This is a genomic window from Conyzicola nivalis, assembly GCF_040548875.1.
Taxonomy (GTDB): Bacteria; Actinomycetota; Actinomycetes; order Actinomycetales; family Microbacteriaceae; genus Conyzicola; species Conyzicola nivalis_A.
The window spans coordinates 1-16,227 of record NZ_JBEPSJ010000001.1; the positions used below are offsets into that span (position 1 = coordinate 1).

16 protein-coding genes and 1 rRNA gene are annotated in these 16,227 nt (G+C 69.4%); all 17 read left to right on the forward strand.

Annotated elements, in window-relative coordinates; all coding sequences use genetic code 11:
* Positions 1–91 (forward strand): 5S ribosomal RNA (rrf, locus tag ABIE21_RS00005); the annotation flags it as partial.
* A 166-nt stretch (positions 92–257) separates the two neighbouring features.
* Positions 258–1,397 (forward strand): hypothetical protein, encoded by a 1,140-nt coding sequence (locus ABIE21_RS00010; RefSeq protein WP_354022738.1) that lies wholly within the window; start codon positions 258–260, stop codon positions 1,395–1,397.
* Positions 1,387–2,397: an HAD-IIA family hydrolase gene (locus ABIE21_RS00015; RefSeq protein WP_354022739.1), complete on the forward strand. Its 1,011-nt coding sequence runs from the start codon at positions 1,387–1,389 to the stop codon at positions 2,395–2,397. The genes ABIE21_RS00010 and ABIE21_RS00015 overlap by 11 nt, the downstream gene beginning before the upstream one ends.
* Positions 2,398–2,399: 2 nt before the next feature.
* A complete protein-coding gene (locus ABIE21_RS00020; protein ID WP_354022740.1) occupies positions 2,400–2,558 on the forward strand; it encodes a hypothetical protein in 159 nt (52 codons plus the stop codon).
* The gene (locus ABIE21_RS00025; RefSeq protein WP_354024369.1) at positions 2,551–3,360 is read left to right on the forward strand and encodes a TlyA family RNA methyltransferase; all 810 of its coding nucleotides are present in this window, start codon (positions 2,551–2,553) and stop codon (positions 3,358–3,360) included. Before ABIE21_RS00020 ends, ABIE21_RS00025 begins: the two co-directional genes overlap by 8 nt.
* A 54-nt stretch (positions 3,361–3,414) precedes the next feature.
* The gene (locus ABIE21_RS00030; RefSeq protein WP_354022741.1) at positions 3,415–4,338 is read left to right on the forward strand and encodes an NAD kinase; all 924 of its coding nucleotides are present in this window, start codon (positions 3,415–3,417) and stop codon (positions 4,336–4,338) included.
* Positions 4,335–6,032, forward strand: a complete 1,698-nt coding sequence (gene recN / locus ABIE21_RS00035) for a DNA repair protein RecN (protein WP_354022742.1) — start codon at positions 4,335–4,337, stop codon at positions 6,030–6,032. The genes ABIE21_RS00030 and recN overlap by 4 nt, the downstream gene beginning before the upstream one ends.
* Positions 6,033–6,105: 73 nt before the next feature.
* Positions 6,106–7,803, forward strand: coding sequence for a CTP synthase (locus ABIE21_RS00040; RefSeq protein WP_354022743.1), 1,698 nt, complete (start codon positions 6,106–6,108; stop codon positions 7,801–7,803).
* A gap of 121 nt (positions 7,804–7,924) precedes the next feature.
* The gene (locus tag ABIE21_RS00045) at positions 7,925–8,533 is read left to right on the forward strand and encodes an NUDIX hydrolase (protein WP_354024370.1); all 609 of its coding nucleotides are present in this window, start codon (positions 7,925–7,927) and stop codon (positions 8,531–8,533) included.
* Positions 8,458–9,462 (forward strand): site-specific tyrosine recombinase XerD, encoded by a 1,005-nt coding sequence (locus tag ABIE21_RS00050; protein ID WP_436232290.1) that lies wholly within the window; start codon positions 8,458–8,460, stop codon positions 9,460–9,462. The genes ABIE21_RS00045 and ABIE21_RS00050 overlap by 76 nt, the downstream gene beginning before the upstream one ends.
* Positions 9,463–9,813: 351 nt before the next feature.
* Entirely contained in the window at positions 9,814–10,701 is an 888-nt protein-coding gene (locus ABIE21_RS00055; protein ID WP_354022745.1) for a ParA family protein, read from the forward strand.
* Positions 10,685–11,506 carry a segregation and condensation protein A gene (locus ABIE21_RS00060; protein ID WP_354022746.1) on the forward strand — a complete coding sequence of 274 codons (822 nt, stop codon included), beginning with the start codon at positions 10,685–10,687 and terminating at the stop codon, positions 11,504–11,506. Before ABIE21_RS00055 ends, ABIE21_RS00060 begins: the two co-directional genes overlap by 17 nt.
* Positions 11,496–12,092, forward strand: a complete 597-nt coding sequence (gene scpB, locus ABIE21_RS00065) for an SMC-Scp complex subunit ScpB (protein ID WP_354022747.1) — start codon at positions 11,496–11,498, stop codon at positions 12,090–12,092. Before ABIE21_RS00060 ends, scpB begins: the two co-directional genes overlap by 11 nt.
* Positions 12,079–12,909 carry a pseudouridine synthase gene (locus tag ABIE21_RS00070; protein WP_354022748.1) on the forward strand — a complete coding sequence of 277 codons (831 nt, stop codon included), beginning with the start codon at positions 12,079–12,081 and terminating at the stop codon, positions 12,907–12,909. Before scpB ends, ABIE21_RS00070 begins: the two co-directional genes overlap by 14 nt.
* Entirely contained in the window at positions 12,902–13,993 is a 1,092-nt protein-coding gene (locus tag ABIE21_RS00075) for a prephenate dehydrogenase (protein ID WP_354022749.1), read from the forward strand. Before ABIE21_RS00070 ends, ABIE21_RS00075 begins: the two co-directional genes overlap by 8 nt.
* On the forward strand, positions 13,990–14,685 hold the full coding sequence (gene cmk, locus ABIE21_RS00080; protein WP_354022750.1) for a (d)CMP kinase: 696 nt from the start codon (positions 13,990–13,992) through the stop codon (positions 14,683–14,685). The genes ABIE21_RS00075 and cmk overlap by 4 nt, the downstream gene beginning before the upstream one ends.
* Before the next feature lie 16 nt (positions 14,686–14,701).
* Complete coding sequence (gene der / locus ABIE21_RS00085; protein WP_354022751.1) at positions 14,702–16,213, forward strand: ribosome biogenesis GTPase Der; 1,512 nt, start codon at positions 14,702–14,704, stop codon at positions 16,211–16,213.
* Positions 16,214–16,227 lie beyond the last annotated feature (14 nt).

Here is a 16,227-nt window from a genome sequence, read left to right on the forward strand (position 1 = left end):
GCCCGGTCACATTCCGAACCCGGAAGCTAAGACTCTCTGCGCCGATGGTACTGCAAGGGGGACCTTGTGGGAGAGTAGGACACCGCCGGACATAAATTAGACAATGGCCACCCTTCGGGGTGGCCATTGTGCTTTAACAAGCATCGGCAAAACAGCCACGCATCAACTAAACAGCAGCACAACTGCGACAATGGACTGTCGGCTCAGAGCCCCGGCTCGCCGCCATGTCGACGACAAGTACACAGGAGACGTGACCAGTGAGTGATTCGGGAGACCGCGGCAGAGGCCAAGGCGGACCAGGCCAGGAGCCTCGACGTCCGGGCGGCGGCAACACCGGCGGTCGCTACGACCGCAACGCCGGTCCCGCGAAGGGGCGACCCGAGAACGGCCGCCCGTCGACCGGGCGTCCCACCGGAGATCGCCCTACGGGCGACCGTCCCTCTCGCGACGAGCGTCCCGCCCGCGACGGTGACCGCCCGCAGCGCAGTCACGCAGAGCGGGGCGGCGCCGGCCGCAAGCCCGAGGGGGAGAAGCGTCTCTGGACCAGCGGCGGCAAGCCCGCACGCGGCGACCGCGACGCGCGCCATCCGGAGCCTGAAGAAGACCGCGACCCGTTCAACATCCGGTCGGTGCGTCCGCGCCACGACGACCCCGAGATCCCCGAGGGCACGAACCCGAAAGACCTCGACCGCGTCGCCGGCAACGAGCTGAAGACCCTCGCCAAAGACAACGCGGAGGGCGTCGCCCAGCACCTCGTGATGGCCGCGCGCCTGATCGAGACCGACCCGCAGCTGGCCCACCGCCATGCGCTCTCCGCAGCGCGTCGCGCCGGCCGGATCGGTGTCGTGCGCGAGACGCTCGCGATCACCGCCTACGCGATCGGCGACTTCGCCCTCGCCCTGCGAGAGCTGCGCACCTACCGTCGCATCACGGGCCGCGACGACCAGCTGCCCATGATGGTCGACAGCGAACGCGGCATCGGACGGCCCGACCGCGCGCTCGAGCTGGGCCGCTCCGTGCCGCGCTCCTCCCTGCCTGTGCCCGTGCAGGTCGAGCTCGCCATCGCCATGTCGGGCGCACGCCTTGACCTCGAGCAGCCCGACCTCGCTCTCGTCGAACTGCAGATCCCGCAGCTCGACCCGAAGACCGCCTTCTCGTACAGCCCCAACCTGTTCGCCGCCTACGGCGCCGTGCTCGAAGAGCTCGGCCGTGACGACGAGGCAGAGACGTGGTACTCCCACGCCGACGCCGCGGCAGACGCACTGGAGTTCGCAGACAACGGTGGCGAGGACGCCACCATGGAGATCATCGAGGAAGAGTACGAGAGTGAAGTGGACGAGTCCGTTCCCGCGACGGCAGAAGAGCCCGACGAACGATCACGCCCACGTGACGAGTAGCGCGACGCCGCTCGACGGCATCGACCTCGTGCTCGCCGACCTCGACGGGGTCGTCTATCGGGGACCCGACGCGATTCCGTTCGCCGTCGACGCCCTCAATTCCGCGAGCGGCGCCCACCGCGTCGGGTACCTGACGAACAATGCGTCGCGCACCGCGGCATCCGTCGCAGAGCACCTCACCTCTCTGGGGCTCACCGTCTCCGCCGACGACGTCGTGACCTCGCCGCAGGCCGCGATGCGTGTGATGAAGACCCTCGTCGCCGACGGTTCGGCGATCCTCGTGATCGGGGGAGCGGGCCTGGTCGACGAGGTGGAGAAGGCTGGCTACACCGTGACCCGGTCGGCGCTCGACGAGCCCGCCGCCGTCGTGCAGGGCTTCTCGCCCGAGGTCGGGTGGGTTCACCTCGCCGAGGCCGCCTTCGCGCTGCAGGCGTCGAAGGGCGCGGCGGGCATCCCCTGGGTCGCCACCAACACCGACTGGACCATCCCGCAGGCCCGCGGCACAGCCCCCGGCAATGGCACCCTCGTGTCGGCGGTGCACACCGCCGTCGGGCGCCTGCCCGTCGTGGCAGGCAAGCCCGAGGTGCCGATGTTCGAGGTGGCGACCGAGCGGTTCGCCGCGACATCGACCCTCGTGATCGGCGACAGGCTCGACACCGACATCCTCGGCGCCAACCGCGCCGGACTCTCTTCGGTTCTGGTGCTCACCGGCATCGACCAGGCCAAGCAGGTGCTCGCGGCCGAGAAGGACCAGCGGCCCACCTTCATCCTCGACGACCTGCGACAGCTATCGGAGCCGTACCCGGAGACGATCGAGACGACGGATGGCGCGGCCACGGTGACCACGGTGGGCGACGCTGTCGTGCGCCGCGACGGGGAGAACCTCACGGTCGTTAGCCCGGGCTCGTCGATCAACCGGCTGCGCGCCGGCACCGCGGCGATCTGGAACTCCGGCGTGGCGATCTACGGGCTGCGCGTGGCCCCGGAGCTATATTCGTGAGCATGGGCGACAACGACGCGGTGAGCACGCACGAGTCTGACGCTCTGCTGTCGCGACTGCTCGTGATCGAAGACCAGCCGCTCGACGCGCGCGCCGAGGCGTACTCCTACGTGCACGAACAGCTGCAGTCCGAGCTCGAGGGCGGCGACACCCATCGCTGACCAGCCCGAGCAGGGCTCCCGACTCGACGCGGCTCTCGCCGCCCGAGGGCTCGCGCGCTCGCGCACCCACGCGGCCCGGCTCATCGCCGACGGCCTCGTCACCGTCGACGGGGTGCCCGTCGTCAAGGCGTCGGCGAACATTCGCCCGAACCAGCGGCTCGACGTCGCAGGAATCGACCACTACGTGAGCCGTGCCGCGCACAAGCTCGTCGCGGCACTCGACGCATTCGGGGTGACCGTCGAGGGCCGGCTCGCGCTCGACGTCGGCGCGTCCACCGGCGGGTTCAGCCAGGTGCTGCTCGAACGCGGCGTGCGCCGGGTGATCGCGCTCGACGTGGGGCACGACCAGCTCGACGCGACCGTGCGCGGCGATGAACGCGTGTCGGTCGTCGAGGGTTTCAACGCGAGGTTCATGACGCCGGAGTCGCTCGCGGGCGCATCCGGGATCTCCGAACTGCCCACCCTCGTCGTCGCCGACCTCTCCTTCATCTCGTTGCCGACGGTGCTTCCCGCCGTCGTGGCGACCGTGGGCACGGCGGCCGACTACGTGCTGCTGGTCAAACCGCAGTTCGAGGTGGGGCGCACGGGCATCCGCGAGGGCATCGTCAAGAGCGCCGGCCTGCGGGCCGACGCCGTGATGGGTGTGCTCTGGGCGGCGTGGGATCTGGGGCTGTCGACGGCGGGCGTCATCCCCTCCCCAATCGCCGGCGGGTCTGGGAATCAGGAGTATCTGGTGCGGTTGAGCGCGAGCGTCGGCACTAATCCGACAGAATGGATGGAGCACGTCTCTGCGATCACCTGAGTTTGTGCCGCAGTTCGGTTCACCGCATGTAGGAATGGCTAAGGGGTTGCGTACGTGACAGAGACACGGCACATTCTCATCGTCGCGCACACCGGCCGCGCCGACTCCCTCGACGCCGCCGTGCAGGTCTGCCGCCAGCTGATCGCCGCCGGAATCAGGCCCGTGCTCTACGGCGACGAGTATGCCGAGGTCATCGCCGCCGCCCCCGACGTCGCACCGGTCGAGCTGCTCGGCGACACCGTGCGCATCTCCGACCTCGAGCTCGTGATCGTGCTCGGCGGCGACGGCACCATCCTGCGCGCGGCCGAGCTCACTCGCGGCTGTCCCGTGCCGCTGCTCGGCGTCAATCTCGGCCACGTCGGATTCCTCGCCGAGAGCGAGCGCGAAGACCTCACCGAGACGGTCATCCGCGCCCTCGCCCGCGACTACACGGTCGAGGAGCGCCTCACGCTCAGCGTGCGGGTGAAGGTCGACTCCGAGGTCGTCTACGAGACCTGGGCTCTCAACGAGGCCACCGTCGAGAAGGCCTCCCGCGAACGCATGCTCGAGGTGGTCATCGAGGTCGACGGCCGTCCGCTCAGCTCGTTCGGCTGCGACGGCGTCGTTATGTCGACGCCCACCGGCTCCACCGCCTACGCGTTCTCCGCCGGCGGCCCGGTCGTCTGGCCGAGCGTCGATGCGCTGCTGCTGGTCCCGCTGAGCCCGCACGCGCTGTTCGCGCGCCCGCTCGTCGTCGGCCCCGACTCGTCTTTCGCCGTCGAGGTGCTCGACCGCACCCAGGGAACCGGCGTGCTCTGGGCCGACGGACGTCGCGCCCACGACCTTCCCCGCGGCGCCCGCGTCGTGGTGCGTCGCTCGAAGGAGCCGGTGCGGCTCGCCCGCCTCGCGCAGGGGCCGTTCACCGACCGGCTCGTGCACAAGTTCAACCTGCCGGTCACCGGCTGGCGGGGCCCGTCAGACGAGGTCGTCACCCCGTGATCGAAGAGATACTCATCCGCAACCTGGGGGTCATCGGCGAGGCGCGCCTGCCGCTCGGCCCGGGCTTCACCGCGATCACCGGCGAGACCGGCGCGGGAAAGACCATGGTCGTCACCGCCCTCGGTCTGCTCCTGGGCGAGCGGTCGGATGCCGCGGCGATCCGTTCGGGCAGCGCGCAAGCCGTCGTCGAGGGCCACTGGCTCATCGCCGACGACGGTGCCGTCGCAGAACGGGTGCGCGACGCCGGGGGAGACCTCGACGAGGGCGAGCTCATCATCGGCCGCTCCATCTCGGCCGAGGGCCGCAGTCGGGCGACGGTCGGCGGGCGCACGACGCCGGTGAGCGTGCTCGGCGAGATCGGAGAGCAGCTCGTCGTCGTGCACGGACAATCCGACCAGATCAGGCTGCGGTCGTCGACGGCGCAGCGCGAGGCCCTCGACCGGTTCGCCGGCGCAGAGCTGTCGGCGATCGTCGGCACCTACCACGACGTGTTCCGCCGCTGGCAGGCCAATCAGGGCGAGCTCGACGTCCTCGTCGCCGAGAGCGACCGTCGCGCCCGCGAGGCCGAAGACCTCCGCCTCGCGACCGCCGAGATCGAGGCGGCTGCCCCACAGCGCGGCGAAGACGTCGAACTGGGCGAACGGGTCGACCGGCTCACCAACCTCGAAGACCTCCGTCTGGCGTCGGCGCAGGCGCTCGACCTCGTCTCGGGGCAGAACTCCGACGAAGCCGCCGACATCCTCAGCCTTCTCGACACGGCGAAACGTCAGCTCGAACGCGTCTCGGCCCACGACCACGAGCTCACCCCGATCGTCGCTGCGCTCGACGCGGCCGAGATCGCGGTCTCCGAGATCTCGTCGCAGCTCTCGAGCTACCTCGGCGGCCTCGACAGCGACGGCGGGCGCGAGCTCGAGGCGCTGCAGGAGCGCCGTGCCGAGCTGAGCGCCCTCGTGCGCAAGTACGGAAGCTCGCTCGACGAGGTCATCGACTACCTCGACTCGGGCAGTGGCCGGCTGCTCGAGCTCGACAACGACTCCGACCGCATCGAAGCGCTCGTCGACGAGGTCGCCGCCGACGAGTCGCTCGTGGTCGAGCTCGCCCAGCGCATCACCGCCGTGCGCACAGCGGCCGCCGCGCGGCTCGCCGACCGCGTCACCGCCGAGCTGGCCGCGCTCGCGATGCCCAACGCGCGCCTCACCGTCGAGGTCGAAGACCGCACCGAGTACTCGATGAGCGGCAAAGACCAGGTCTCGCTGTTGCTGCAGCCGCACCCCGGCGCGGAGCCGCGGGCCCTCGGCCGCGGCGCCTCGGGAGGCGAGCTCTCGCGTGTGATGCTCGCGATCGAGGTCGTCATCGCGGGCAACGACCCCGTTCCCACGTTCATCTTCGACGAGGTCGACGCCGGCGTCGGCGGGGCCGCGGCGATCGAGATCGGACGGCGGCTCGCCCAGCTCAGTCAGGACGCGCAGGTCATCGTCGTCACCCACCTCGCCCAGGTCGCAGCCTTCGCCACCAATCACCTGCGGGTGCTCAAGGACAACGACGGGGCGGTCACCGCGTCGAGCGTCGAGCAGCTCGACGGAGACGAGCGCATCGCCGAGATGGCGCGGCTGCTCTCCGGCCTCCCCGACTCCGAGAACGCGCTCGCGCACGCCCGCGAGCTCATCGAGACGGCACGGGTCCAGCGCGCCTGAATGTTGCGGGCACGTGACGATTCGCGCGACACGCGCACGATGGGGCAATCGTGAGATACGCTAGAACCCCGTGGTGAACAATTCTGAAGCGGGCGTAACAAAGCACATTTTCGTAACTGGCGGGGTGGTCTCTTCCCTCGGCAAGGGACTCACGGCTGCCAGTCTCGGCAACCTTCTCACGGCGCGCGGTCTCCGCGTCGTTATGCAGAAGCTTGACCCCTACCTCAACGTCGATCCCGGAACGATGAACCCGTTCCAGCACGGCGAGGTCTTCGTGACCGACGACGGCGCGGAGACCGACCTTGACATCGGCCATTACGAGCGGTTCCTCGACATCAACCTCGACCAGGCCGCGAACGTGACCACCGGGCAGATCTACTCGACCGTGATCGCCAAGGAGCGCCGCGGCGAGTACCTCGGCGACACCGTGCAGGTCATCCCGCACATCACCGACGAGATCAAGCGCCGCATGCGCCTGCAGGCCGAGGAGCCCGCAGACGGCAGCGGGCGCCCCGACGTGATCATCACCGAGATCGGCGGCACGGTCGGCGACATCGAGAGCCAGCCGTTCATCGAGTCGGCCCGCCAGGTGCGTCACGAGCTCGGCCGCAAGAACGTGTTCTTCGTGCACGTCTCCCTCGTGCCGTTCATGAACGCCTCGGGCGAGCAGAAGACCAAGCCGACGCAGCACTCGGTCGCGGCCCTGCGCTCGATCGGAATCCAGCCCGACGCGCTCGTGCTGCGCTCCGACCGTCCGGTCTCCGAGAGCAACAAGCGCAAGATCGCCCTCATGTGCGACGTCGACGAGCAGGCGGTCGTCAACGCGGTCGACGTTCCGAGCATCTACGACATCCCGACGATGCTGCACGACCAGGGTCTCGACGCCTACATCATGGAGCAGCTCGGCCTCGTCGCCGACGACGTCGACTGGGACGGCTGGAACATCGTGCTCGACGCCGTGCACAACCCCAAGGACGAGGTCACGATCGGCCTGGTCGGCAAGTACATCGACCTGCCCGACGCCTACCTCTCGGTCACCGAGGCGCTCAAGGCCGGCGGGTTCGCCCACCAGGCCAAGGTCAACATCCGCTGGGTCGCCTCCGACACCTGTGAGACTCCCGAGGGCGCGGCCAAGCAGCTCTCCGACCTCGACGGCATCTGCGTTCCCGGCGGATTCGGCGTGCGCGGCATCGAGGGCAAGCTCGGCGCCCTGCTGTTCGCCCGCGAGAACCACATCCCGGTGCTGGGCCTCTGCCTCGGCCTGCAGTGCATGGTCATCGAATACGCCCGCGACGTCGTCGGCCTCGAGGGCGCGTCGTCGAGCGAGTTCGATCCCGACACCCTCTACCCGGTGATCGCCACGATCGCCGAGCAGGTCGACATCATCGCCGACGGTGACCTCGGCGGAACCATGCGCCTCGGCCTCTACGAGGCCGCGCTCACCGAGGGCTCGATCGTCTCGTCGCTGTACGACAACGCCGCGAGCATCGGCGAGCGCCACCGTCACCGCTACGAGGTGAACAACGCCTATCGCGAGCAGATCGCCGAGGCCGGCCTCCGGTTCTCCGGTGTTTCGCCCAACGGGCATCTCGTCGAGTTCGTCGAGCTGCCGCGCGAGGTGCACCCGTTCTACGTCGGAACACAGGCGCATCCCGAGCTGCGCTCGCGCCCGAACCACGCGCACCCGCTGTTCAAGGGTCTCGTCGGTGCCGCTCTCGAGCGCCAGCAGGCCACCCGGCTGTTCGAGGTGCCGGAGCCTGCCGGTGCCTGAGCCCTCGACCGGGTCGGTCCCTGAGCTTGTCGAAGGGCCTGAGCGCTTCGACGCGGGCTCGGCGACCGGATCGGGCGCTTCGACAGGCTCGGCGACCGCGCTCGCCGACGAACTCGTCGACCTGCCCGTGCTGTCGAGCGAGGTCGTCTTCGACGGCGCGATCTGGAACGTGCGCCGTGACCGCTTCACGTTCGGCGACTCCGAGATCACGCGCGAGTACATCGACCACACGGGCGCCGTCGCGGTGCTCGTGCTCGACGACGACGACCGCGTCTGCCTCATCCGCCAGTACCGCCACCCCGTGGCGACCCGCGAGTGGGAGCTGCCCGCCGGACTGCTCGACTTCGCGGGGGAGTCGTCACTCACCGCCGCGCAGCGCGAGCTGGCCGAGGAGGTCGACCTCGTCGCGAGCGACTGGTCGGTGCTCACCGACTTCCACACCTCGCCGGGCGGCAACAACGAGGCGCTGCGCGTCTACCTCGCCCGCGGTGTGAGCGCCGCCGCGGAGGTCTTCGCCCGCACCGACGAGGAGGCCGAGATCGAGAAGCGCTGGGTGCCGCTCGACGAGATCGTCGACGCCGTGCTCGACCGGCGCGTGCAGAACTCGATCCTCGTCATCGCGGCCCTCGCCGCACACGTCTCCAAGACCCGCGGATGGTCGAGCCTCGCACCGGCGGATTCGCCGTGGCCGCAGCATCCGGTCGCCCGCCGCCTGGCCCGCTCCGAGTAGACAGCACCGTGTCCGAGGCTCCGGGGGCGCTCGCGGTCATCATCGACCGCTACCTGCGCCATCTCGCGATCGAACGCGGGCTCGCCGCCAACACCCTCGCCGCTTACCGCCGCGACCTCGACGGCTACGCGGAGTTCCTGCGCGTACAGGGCGTCGAGACGCCAGAGGGCATCGCGCCCGCCCACGTGTCCGCGTACGCCAGGCACCTCGGATCCCGGCCCGAGGGCGCGCTCGTCGCCTCGTCGATGGCCAGGATGCTGTCGTCGGTGCGCGGATTCCACCGCTTCCTCGTCGGCGAATCGCTGGTGGTGACGGATGTCGCGGCCGACACCAAACCGCCGAAGCTCGGGTCGCGGCTGCCGAAGGCGATCACGATCGAGCAGATGGGCGCCGTGCTCGCCGCCACCGACGGCGACGAGCTGCAGCAGATGCGCGACAAGGCGCTGCTCGAGCTGCTCTACGCGACGGGGGCGCGCATCTCGGAGGCGGTGGCGCTCAACGTCGACGACGTGATCGAGGGCGACGTGGTGCGGCTCTTCGGCAAGGGCGGCAAGCAGCGCATCGTGCCCGTCGGGAGCTTCGCGCGCACGGCGCTCGACCGGTATCTGGTGCGGGCGCGCCCGGCGTTCTCGCTGCGCGGCACCTCGACTCCGGCGCTGTTCCTCGGCGCGCGCGGGCAGCGCGTGTCGCGGCAGAACGCCTGGCTGATCATCCGGGCGGCCGCCGAGCGCGCCGAGCTGGGCTTCGAGATCTCGCCGCACACGTTCCGGCACTCGTTCGCGACCCACCTGCTGGCCGGCGGTGCCGACGTGCGGGTGGTGCAGGAACTGCTCGGTCACTCCTCCGTCGCGACGACGCAGATCTACACCCAGGTGACCGCCGACACCCTGCGCGACATGTACACGGTGGCGCACCCGCGCGCCCGCTGACCTGCGGCGCCGGTGGGACCTGTGGGGCCGTCGGCGCGAGCTGCGGGGCCGTCGGCGCGAGCTGCGGGGCAGTCGGCGCGAGCTGCGGGGCAAGGTCCTGCTGTTGAGCGGGTGCGTGAAGGTCGATACCTTGCCCCTCGGCTCTGTGGGGCCCGACGTCGGCGCCGGTGAGGAGCTGTGGGGCAAGGTTCTGCTGTTCAGCGTGTGCCTGAAGGTCGAAAGGTTGCCCCTCGGCTCTGCGCGGAAGCCGGAAAGCGTGACCCGCGGGCGGCCTACACAGCGGCCGCTACTCGACCGGTTACAGTTGTATCGCCCGGCCACGTGCGGCTGGCAAGAACGGGAGCAGTACGCGTGACGGCCAAGAAGAACACGGGTGGCGAACTTCCCGGCCTCGAGACGCCTCCGGTCGGCCCGACCGGTCGCCCCATCACCGTTTTCCCTGTTCCGGAACCGCTTTCCGAGCACGGACCCGCCCGCATCATCACCCTCTGCAACCAGAAGGGTGGCGTGGGAAAGACCACGACCACGATCAACCTCGCCGCCTCCCTCGCGGAGTACGGCCGCAAGGTTCTCGCTATCGACTTCGACCCGCAGGGCGCCCTCTCCGCCGGCCTCGGCGTGCCCAACCACGACGTGCCCACAATCTACGACCTCATGCTCGGCACGATGAAGAACCCGACAGAGGCGATCGTCGAGACCGCCTACCCCGGGCTGCACATCATCCCCGCCAACATCGACCTGTCGGCCGCCGAGGTGCACCTCGTCAACGAGGTCGCGCGCGAGAACATCCTCGCCCGCGTGCTCGCGAAGGTCAGCGACAAGTACGACGTCATCCTCATCGACTGCCAGCCCTCGCTCGGCCTGCTCACCGTCAACGCGCTCACGGCCGCCCACGGCGTGCTCATCCCGCTCGAGTGCGAGTTCTTCGCGCTGCGCGGCGTCGCGCTGCTGGTCGAGACCATCGAGAAGGTGCGCGACCGCCTCAACCCGGCGCTCGAGCTCGACGGCATCCTCGCCACCATGTACGACTCCCGCACCCTGCACTCGCGCGAGGTGCTCGAGCGCGTCGTCGACACGTTCGGCTCGAAGGTCTTCGAGACCGTCATCGGCCGCACGGTGAAGTTCCCCGACGCGAGCGTCGCGGGCGCACCGATCACCACCTACGCTCCCGAGCACCAGGCCGCCGAGGCCTACCGCCAGCTCGCCAGAGAGTTGATCTTCCGTGGCGCAGCCGCCTAGCAGCGAGCTGCTGGAACCCACGGCCGCGAAGTTCTCGGTCACCCTCGCGGGCTTCGACGGCCCGTTCGACCTGCTGCTCTCGCTCATCGCGAAGCACGAGATGGACATCACCGAGATCTCGCTCAGCGTGGTCACCGGGGAGTTCATCGCCTACCTGCGCCAGCTCGACACCACCGCCGAGCTCGACCAGGCGAGCGAGTTCCTCGTGGTCGCCGCGACGCTGCTCGACCTCAAGGTCGCCGGGCTGCTGCCGCAGGGCGAACTGGTCGATGCCGAAGACGTGGCCCTGTTCGAGGCGCGCGACCTGCTCTTCGCCCGCCTGCTGCAGTACCGGGCGTTCAAGGAGGCCACGCGGTGGTTCTCCGAGAAGCTCGATGCCGAGTCGACGCGTCACTACCGCTCGGTTCGACTCGAGGAGAAGTACCGCCAGCAGACTCCCGAGCTCGTCTGGACCCTCACCCCCGACGACTTCGCCGCCATCGCCGCGCTGGCCCTGGCGCCGCGCGAGATCCCCACCGTCGGGCTCGACCACCTGCACGCGCCTCTCGTCAGCATCCGAGAGCAGGCCTCGCACGTGGTCGCGCTTCTGCGCCGCAACGGCACCATGACCTTCCGGCAGCTGATCGCGGGCGCCGACCTGAAGGGCGTGGTCATCGCCCGGTTCCTCGCGGTGCTCGAGCTCTACCGCCACGCGGCCGTCGCCTTCGAGCAGCTGGAGCCGCTCGGTGAGCTGAGCATCAGGTGGAATGCGGAACACTGGTCTGAAGACAGCCTCGCCAACCTGGGATCAGACTATGACTCGTGACACCGAACAGAGCCGCGTCTCCGTCGACCCGCAGCGCGACGCGCTCGACCGCAGCCTCGAGGCGATCTTCATGGTCGCCGACGAGCCGATGAGCCTCATCGCGCTGGCGACGTCGGTGCAGGTTCCCGTAGCCGAGGTGCGCAAGTCGATCGCCCGGCTCGTGGCCGACTTCGACGGTGCCGAAGGGGGAGTGCGCCGCGGATTCGAGCTGCGCGAGGTCGCCGGAGGCTGGCGCTTCTACGTGCGCGAACAGCTCGACGGCGTCGTGCGCGACTTCGTGCTCACCCAGAACCCCACCAAGCTCAGCCAGGCCGCGCTCGAGACCCTCGCGGTCATCGCCTACAAGCAGCCCATCAGCCGCGGCGCGGTCGCCTCCATCCGGGCGGTCAACGTCGACTCCGTGGTGCGCACCCTCCTCGGCCGCGGGCTGATCACAGAAAGCTTCACCGACAGTGAGACCGGTGCGATTCACTACGCCACAACCGACCTGATGCTCAGCCAGCTCGGAATCAACAGCATCGACGACCTGCCGCACCTCTCGCCGCTTCTCGCCGATGGATCGGACGGATTCGATGAACGACCATAGCCCCACCACCCCCTACAGCAACCCCGAGGGCGAACGCCTGCAGAAGGTGATGGCCGCCGCCGGCGTCGCCTCCCGCCGCGTCTGCGAAGACCTCATCGCCGCCGGACGGGTCGCCGTCAACGGCGTGCGCGTCGAGGAGCCCGGACGCCGGGTGCTGCCCACCGACCTCGTGTCGGTCGACGGCAAGGCGATCCAGCTCGACACCACCAAGCTCTACATCATGCTCAACAAGCCGACCGGCATCGTGTCGTCGCTCAACGACGATCGGGGCCGCCCCGATCTGCGCCGCTACACGAGCGTCTTCGAGGAGCGCGTGTTCAACGTCGGACGCCTCGACGCCGAGACGTCGGGTCTGCTGCTGCTCACCAACGACGGCGAGCTCGCGCACATCCTCGCCCACCCGTCGTTCGGAGTGCTGAAGACCTACATCGCCAAGGTCGAGGGCGTCGTCACCCAGCACACCATCAACAAGCTCGTCGGCGGCATCGAGCTCGAAGACGGACTCATCGAGGCCGACAAGGCCCGAATCATCGGCACGCCGTCGAACGACGAGACCGTCGTCGAGGTCACGCTGCACTCCGGCCGCAACCGCATCGTGCGCCGCATGCTCGAGGAGGTCGGCCACCCCGTCATCGACCTGGTGCGCCGCCAGTTCGGCCCGCTGCACCTCGGAAGCCTCGCCCCCGACGCGATGCGCGACCTCACCAAGGCCGAGATCGGCGAGCTGCTGACCATCTCCCGCGGCGGCAGCGTTGCCCCGGCCGGGGCGGATGACTCGACCGGCGACGAGTCGCAAGAAGACAGCACGGATGACTGACCGGCGACTCGCCGGCCCCGTGCGCATCGTCGGCACCGGCCTGCTCGGCACGAGCATCGCTCTCGCCCTGCGTGCGCGCGGCGTCGACGTGTCGCTCTCCGACGTCTCGCCGTCGAGCCTCGCCCTCGCGATCGACTACGGCGCCGGCCGTGAATCCGTCGCCGCAGACGACCCCCAGCTCATCGTCGTGTGCGTGCCGCCGGATGTCACGTCCCGGATCGTGGCGGCCGAACTGGCCGCCTACCCGAACGCGCTCGTCACCGACGTGGCAAGCGTCAAGGTCGAGCCCCTGCGCGAGCTCCTAGCGCTCGGCGCCGACGTGAGCCGCTACATCGGCTCGCACCCCATGGCCGGTCGCGAGCGCAGCGGCGCCATCTCGGCGCGCGCCGACCTCTTCAACGGCCGCCCGTGGGTCATCGCCGGACACGACGGCATCACCTACGGCCGGGCGGCGGCTGTCGAGCAGCTCGCCCTCGATCTGGGCGCACTCCCTATCGAGATGACCGCGGAGGACCACGACCGCAACGTCGCCCTCGTCTCACACGCTCCACAGCTGATCTCCTCCCTGTTGGCGGCAAGACTGACCGATGCCACCGACGCGGCGACCGCGCTCGCCGGGCAGGGGCTGCGCGACACCACGCGCATCGCCGCCAGCGACCCCGAGCTATGGGTGCAGATCCTGCGCGCGAACGCGCCGGCGATCAGCGCCATCCTGCACGCCTACCGCGACGACCTCGACCGCGCCATCCAGACCCTCGACGCTCCCGACGCCGTCGGCGCACGCCGTGCCCTCGCCGAACTCATCGCCGACGGCAACACCGGCGTCGCCCGCATTCCCGGTAAGCACGGGCAGGCAAAACACTTCAGCCGCATCGTCGTCCTCGTGGACGACAAGCCGGGCGAACTCGCCCGGCTGCTCACCGAAATCGGCGAGCTCGGCATCAACATGGAAGACCTCCGCCTCGAACACTCGCCCGGCGCCCAGATCGGACTCGCGGAGATCTCCGTGCTGCCGACCGTGGAGAGCCGACTGGTGGGCGAGCTCGAATCGCGCGGATGGAAGATCTCGGAGGCACTCGCATGAGCGACAAGAACACAGACCACGCTTCGACAGGCTCAGCGACCGTCGTCGCGATCGACGGCCCGGCCGGCAGCGGCAAGTCGAGCGTCAGCCGCGCAGCAGCGCGCTCCCTCGGCTTCAGCTACCAGGACACCGGGGCCGCCTACCGCGCCCTCGCCTGGACCGCGCTCGACCGCGGAGTCGACACCGAAGACCCCGCCGCGCTCGTCGCCGTGCTCGACGACTTCCCCTACTCGATCGGCATCCACCCCGACGACTACTTCGTGCGGGTCGGCTCCGAGGACGTCACCGACGCGATCCGCGAGCCGCGGGTCACCGCCGTGGTGAGCGCCGTGGCGCGCGTGCCCGAGGTGCGCGGCTATCTCGTGGAGCTGTTCCGCAGCATCATCCGCTCGTCCACGACGCCGGGGATTATCGTCGAAGGGCGAGACATCACGACCGTCGTCGCGCCGGATGCTACCGTGCGAATTCTGCTCACCGCGACCGAAGAGGCTAGAATGGCTAGGCGTTCAGCCGAACTCTCCACGGAGTCGGCCGCGAAGACCGCGCAGCAGCTCAGCTCGCGCGATGCCCAGGACTCCAAGGTCGTCGACTTCATGAACGCCGCCGATGGCGTTGTGACCATCGATTCAACCGAACTCGACTTCGACCAGACCGTTCACGCGGTCGTAGATCTCGTGCGCACCAGTGACTGATTAAGGACGACCACCCATGGCCGAGCAAGACGAATACCCCGCGATCGACGGCGATCTCGCCGAGCGCATCATCTCCCTCGACGACACCGAAGCCGCGCAGCGCGCAGCCAGCCTGCGTGCCGGGCTCGGCGACTACGACCTCGACGACGAAGACCTGGGCCTGCTCGACTCGCTCAGCGACGACCCCGACGCGATCACCTACCTGCCGGCGCTGCCCGTGCTCGCCATCGTCGGACGCCCGAACGTCGGCAAGTCGGCGCTCGTCAACCGCATCATCGGCCGCCGCGAGGCCGTCGTCGAAGACACCCCCGGCGTCACGCGCGACCGGGTGAACTACAAGGGCGAGTGGGCCGGACGCAAGTTCACCATCGTCGACACCGGCGGCTGGGAGCCCGACGCCCGAGGCATCAACGCCTCCGTCGCGGCCCAGGCCGAGATCGCCGTCGACCTCGCCGACGCGGTTCTGTTCGTGGTGGATGCCACGGTCGGAGCCACCTCCACTGACGAGCACGTCGTACGCATGCTGCGCGCGACCAAGAAGCCCGTCATCCTCGTCGCCAACAAGGTCGACGACGTGCGTCAAGAGGCGGATGCCGCGTCCCTCTGGTCGCTCGGACTCGGCGAGCCCTGGGCGGTCTCCGCCGTGCACGGCCGCGGTGTCGCCGACCTGCTCGACAAGGTGCTCAGCGTGCTCCCCGAGGTCTCGGCCGTCGCGAAGGAAGAGGTCGGCGGACCCCGCCGCGTCGCCATCATCGGCCGCCCGAACGTCGGCAAGTCGAGCCTGCTCAACAAGACCGCGGGCGAAGAGCGCGTCGTCGTCAACGACCTCGCCGGCACCACCCGCGACCCGGTAGACGAGCAGGTCGAGATCGGCGGCAAGTTCTGGCGCTTCGTCGACACCGCCGGCATCCGCCGTCGTGTGCACCTCGCCCAGGGCGCCGACTTCTACGCCACCCTGCGCACGAGCGCCGCACTCGAGAAGGCTGAGGTGGCCATCGTCGTGATGGACGTCTCCGAACCGATCAGCGTGCAGGATCTCAAGATCGTCGACCTCGTGCTCGAGTCGGGCCGCGCGCTCGTTCTCGCGTTCAACAAGTGGGACATCCTCGACGACGAGCGTCGCGAGATGCTCGAGCGCGAGATCGAGCAGGACCTCAGCCACGTCGCCTGGGCGCCCCGCGTGAACATCTCGGCCAAGACCGGCCGCCACATGGAGAAGCTGGTTCCCGCCCTCGAGACCGCGCTGGCCTCCTGGGACACCCGCATCCCCACCGGCAAGTTCAACGCCCTCCTCGCAGAGCTCACCGCCGAGCACCCGCACCCCGTGCGCGGCGGAAAGCAGCCGCGCATCCTGTTCGGCACGCAGGCTGGATCGCGTCCGCCGACGTTCGTGCTGTTCACGACCGGCTTCCTCGACCCGCAGTACCGTCGATTCATCACGCGCCGCCTGCGCGAGATCTTCGGCTTCGAGGGCAGCCCGATCAACGTGAACATGCGTGTGCGCGAGAAGCGTCAGCGCCGCTCCTAGGCCACTCGCTGATT

Excerpts from the sequence above, each read along its gene's own strand:
- scpB (WP_354022747.1), top strand. The coding sequence starts at position 11,496 with ATGACTCGTGACACCGAACAGAGCCGCGTCTCCGTCGACCCGCAGCGC.
- ABIE21_RS00075 (WP_354022749.1), top strand. The coding sequence starts at position 12,902 with ATGACTGACCGGCGACTCGCCGGCCCCGTGCGCATCGTCGGCACCGGC.
- der (WP_354022751.1), top strand. The coding sequence starts at position 14,702 with ATGGCCGAGCAAGACGAATACCCCGCGATCGACGGCGATCTCGCCGAG.
- ABIE21_RS00020 (WP_354022740.1), top strand. The coding sequence starts at position 2,400 with ATGGGCGACAACGACGCGGTGAGCACGCACGAGTCTGACGCTCTGCTG.
- ABIE21_RS00070 (WP_354022748.1), top strand. The coding sequence starts at position 12,079 with ATGAACGACCATAGCCCCACCACCCCCTACAGCAACCCCGAGGGCGAA.
- ABIE21_RS00050 (WP_436232290.1), top strand. The coding sequence starts at position 8,458 with ATGGTCGAGCCTCGCACCGGCGGATTCGCCGTGGCCGCAGCATCCGGT.
- cmk (WP_354022750.1), top strand. The coding sequence starts at position 13,990 with ATGAGCGACAAGAACACAGACCACGCTTCGACAGGCTCAGCGACCGTC.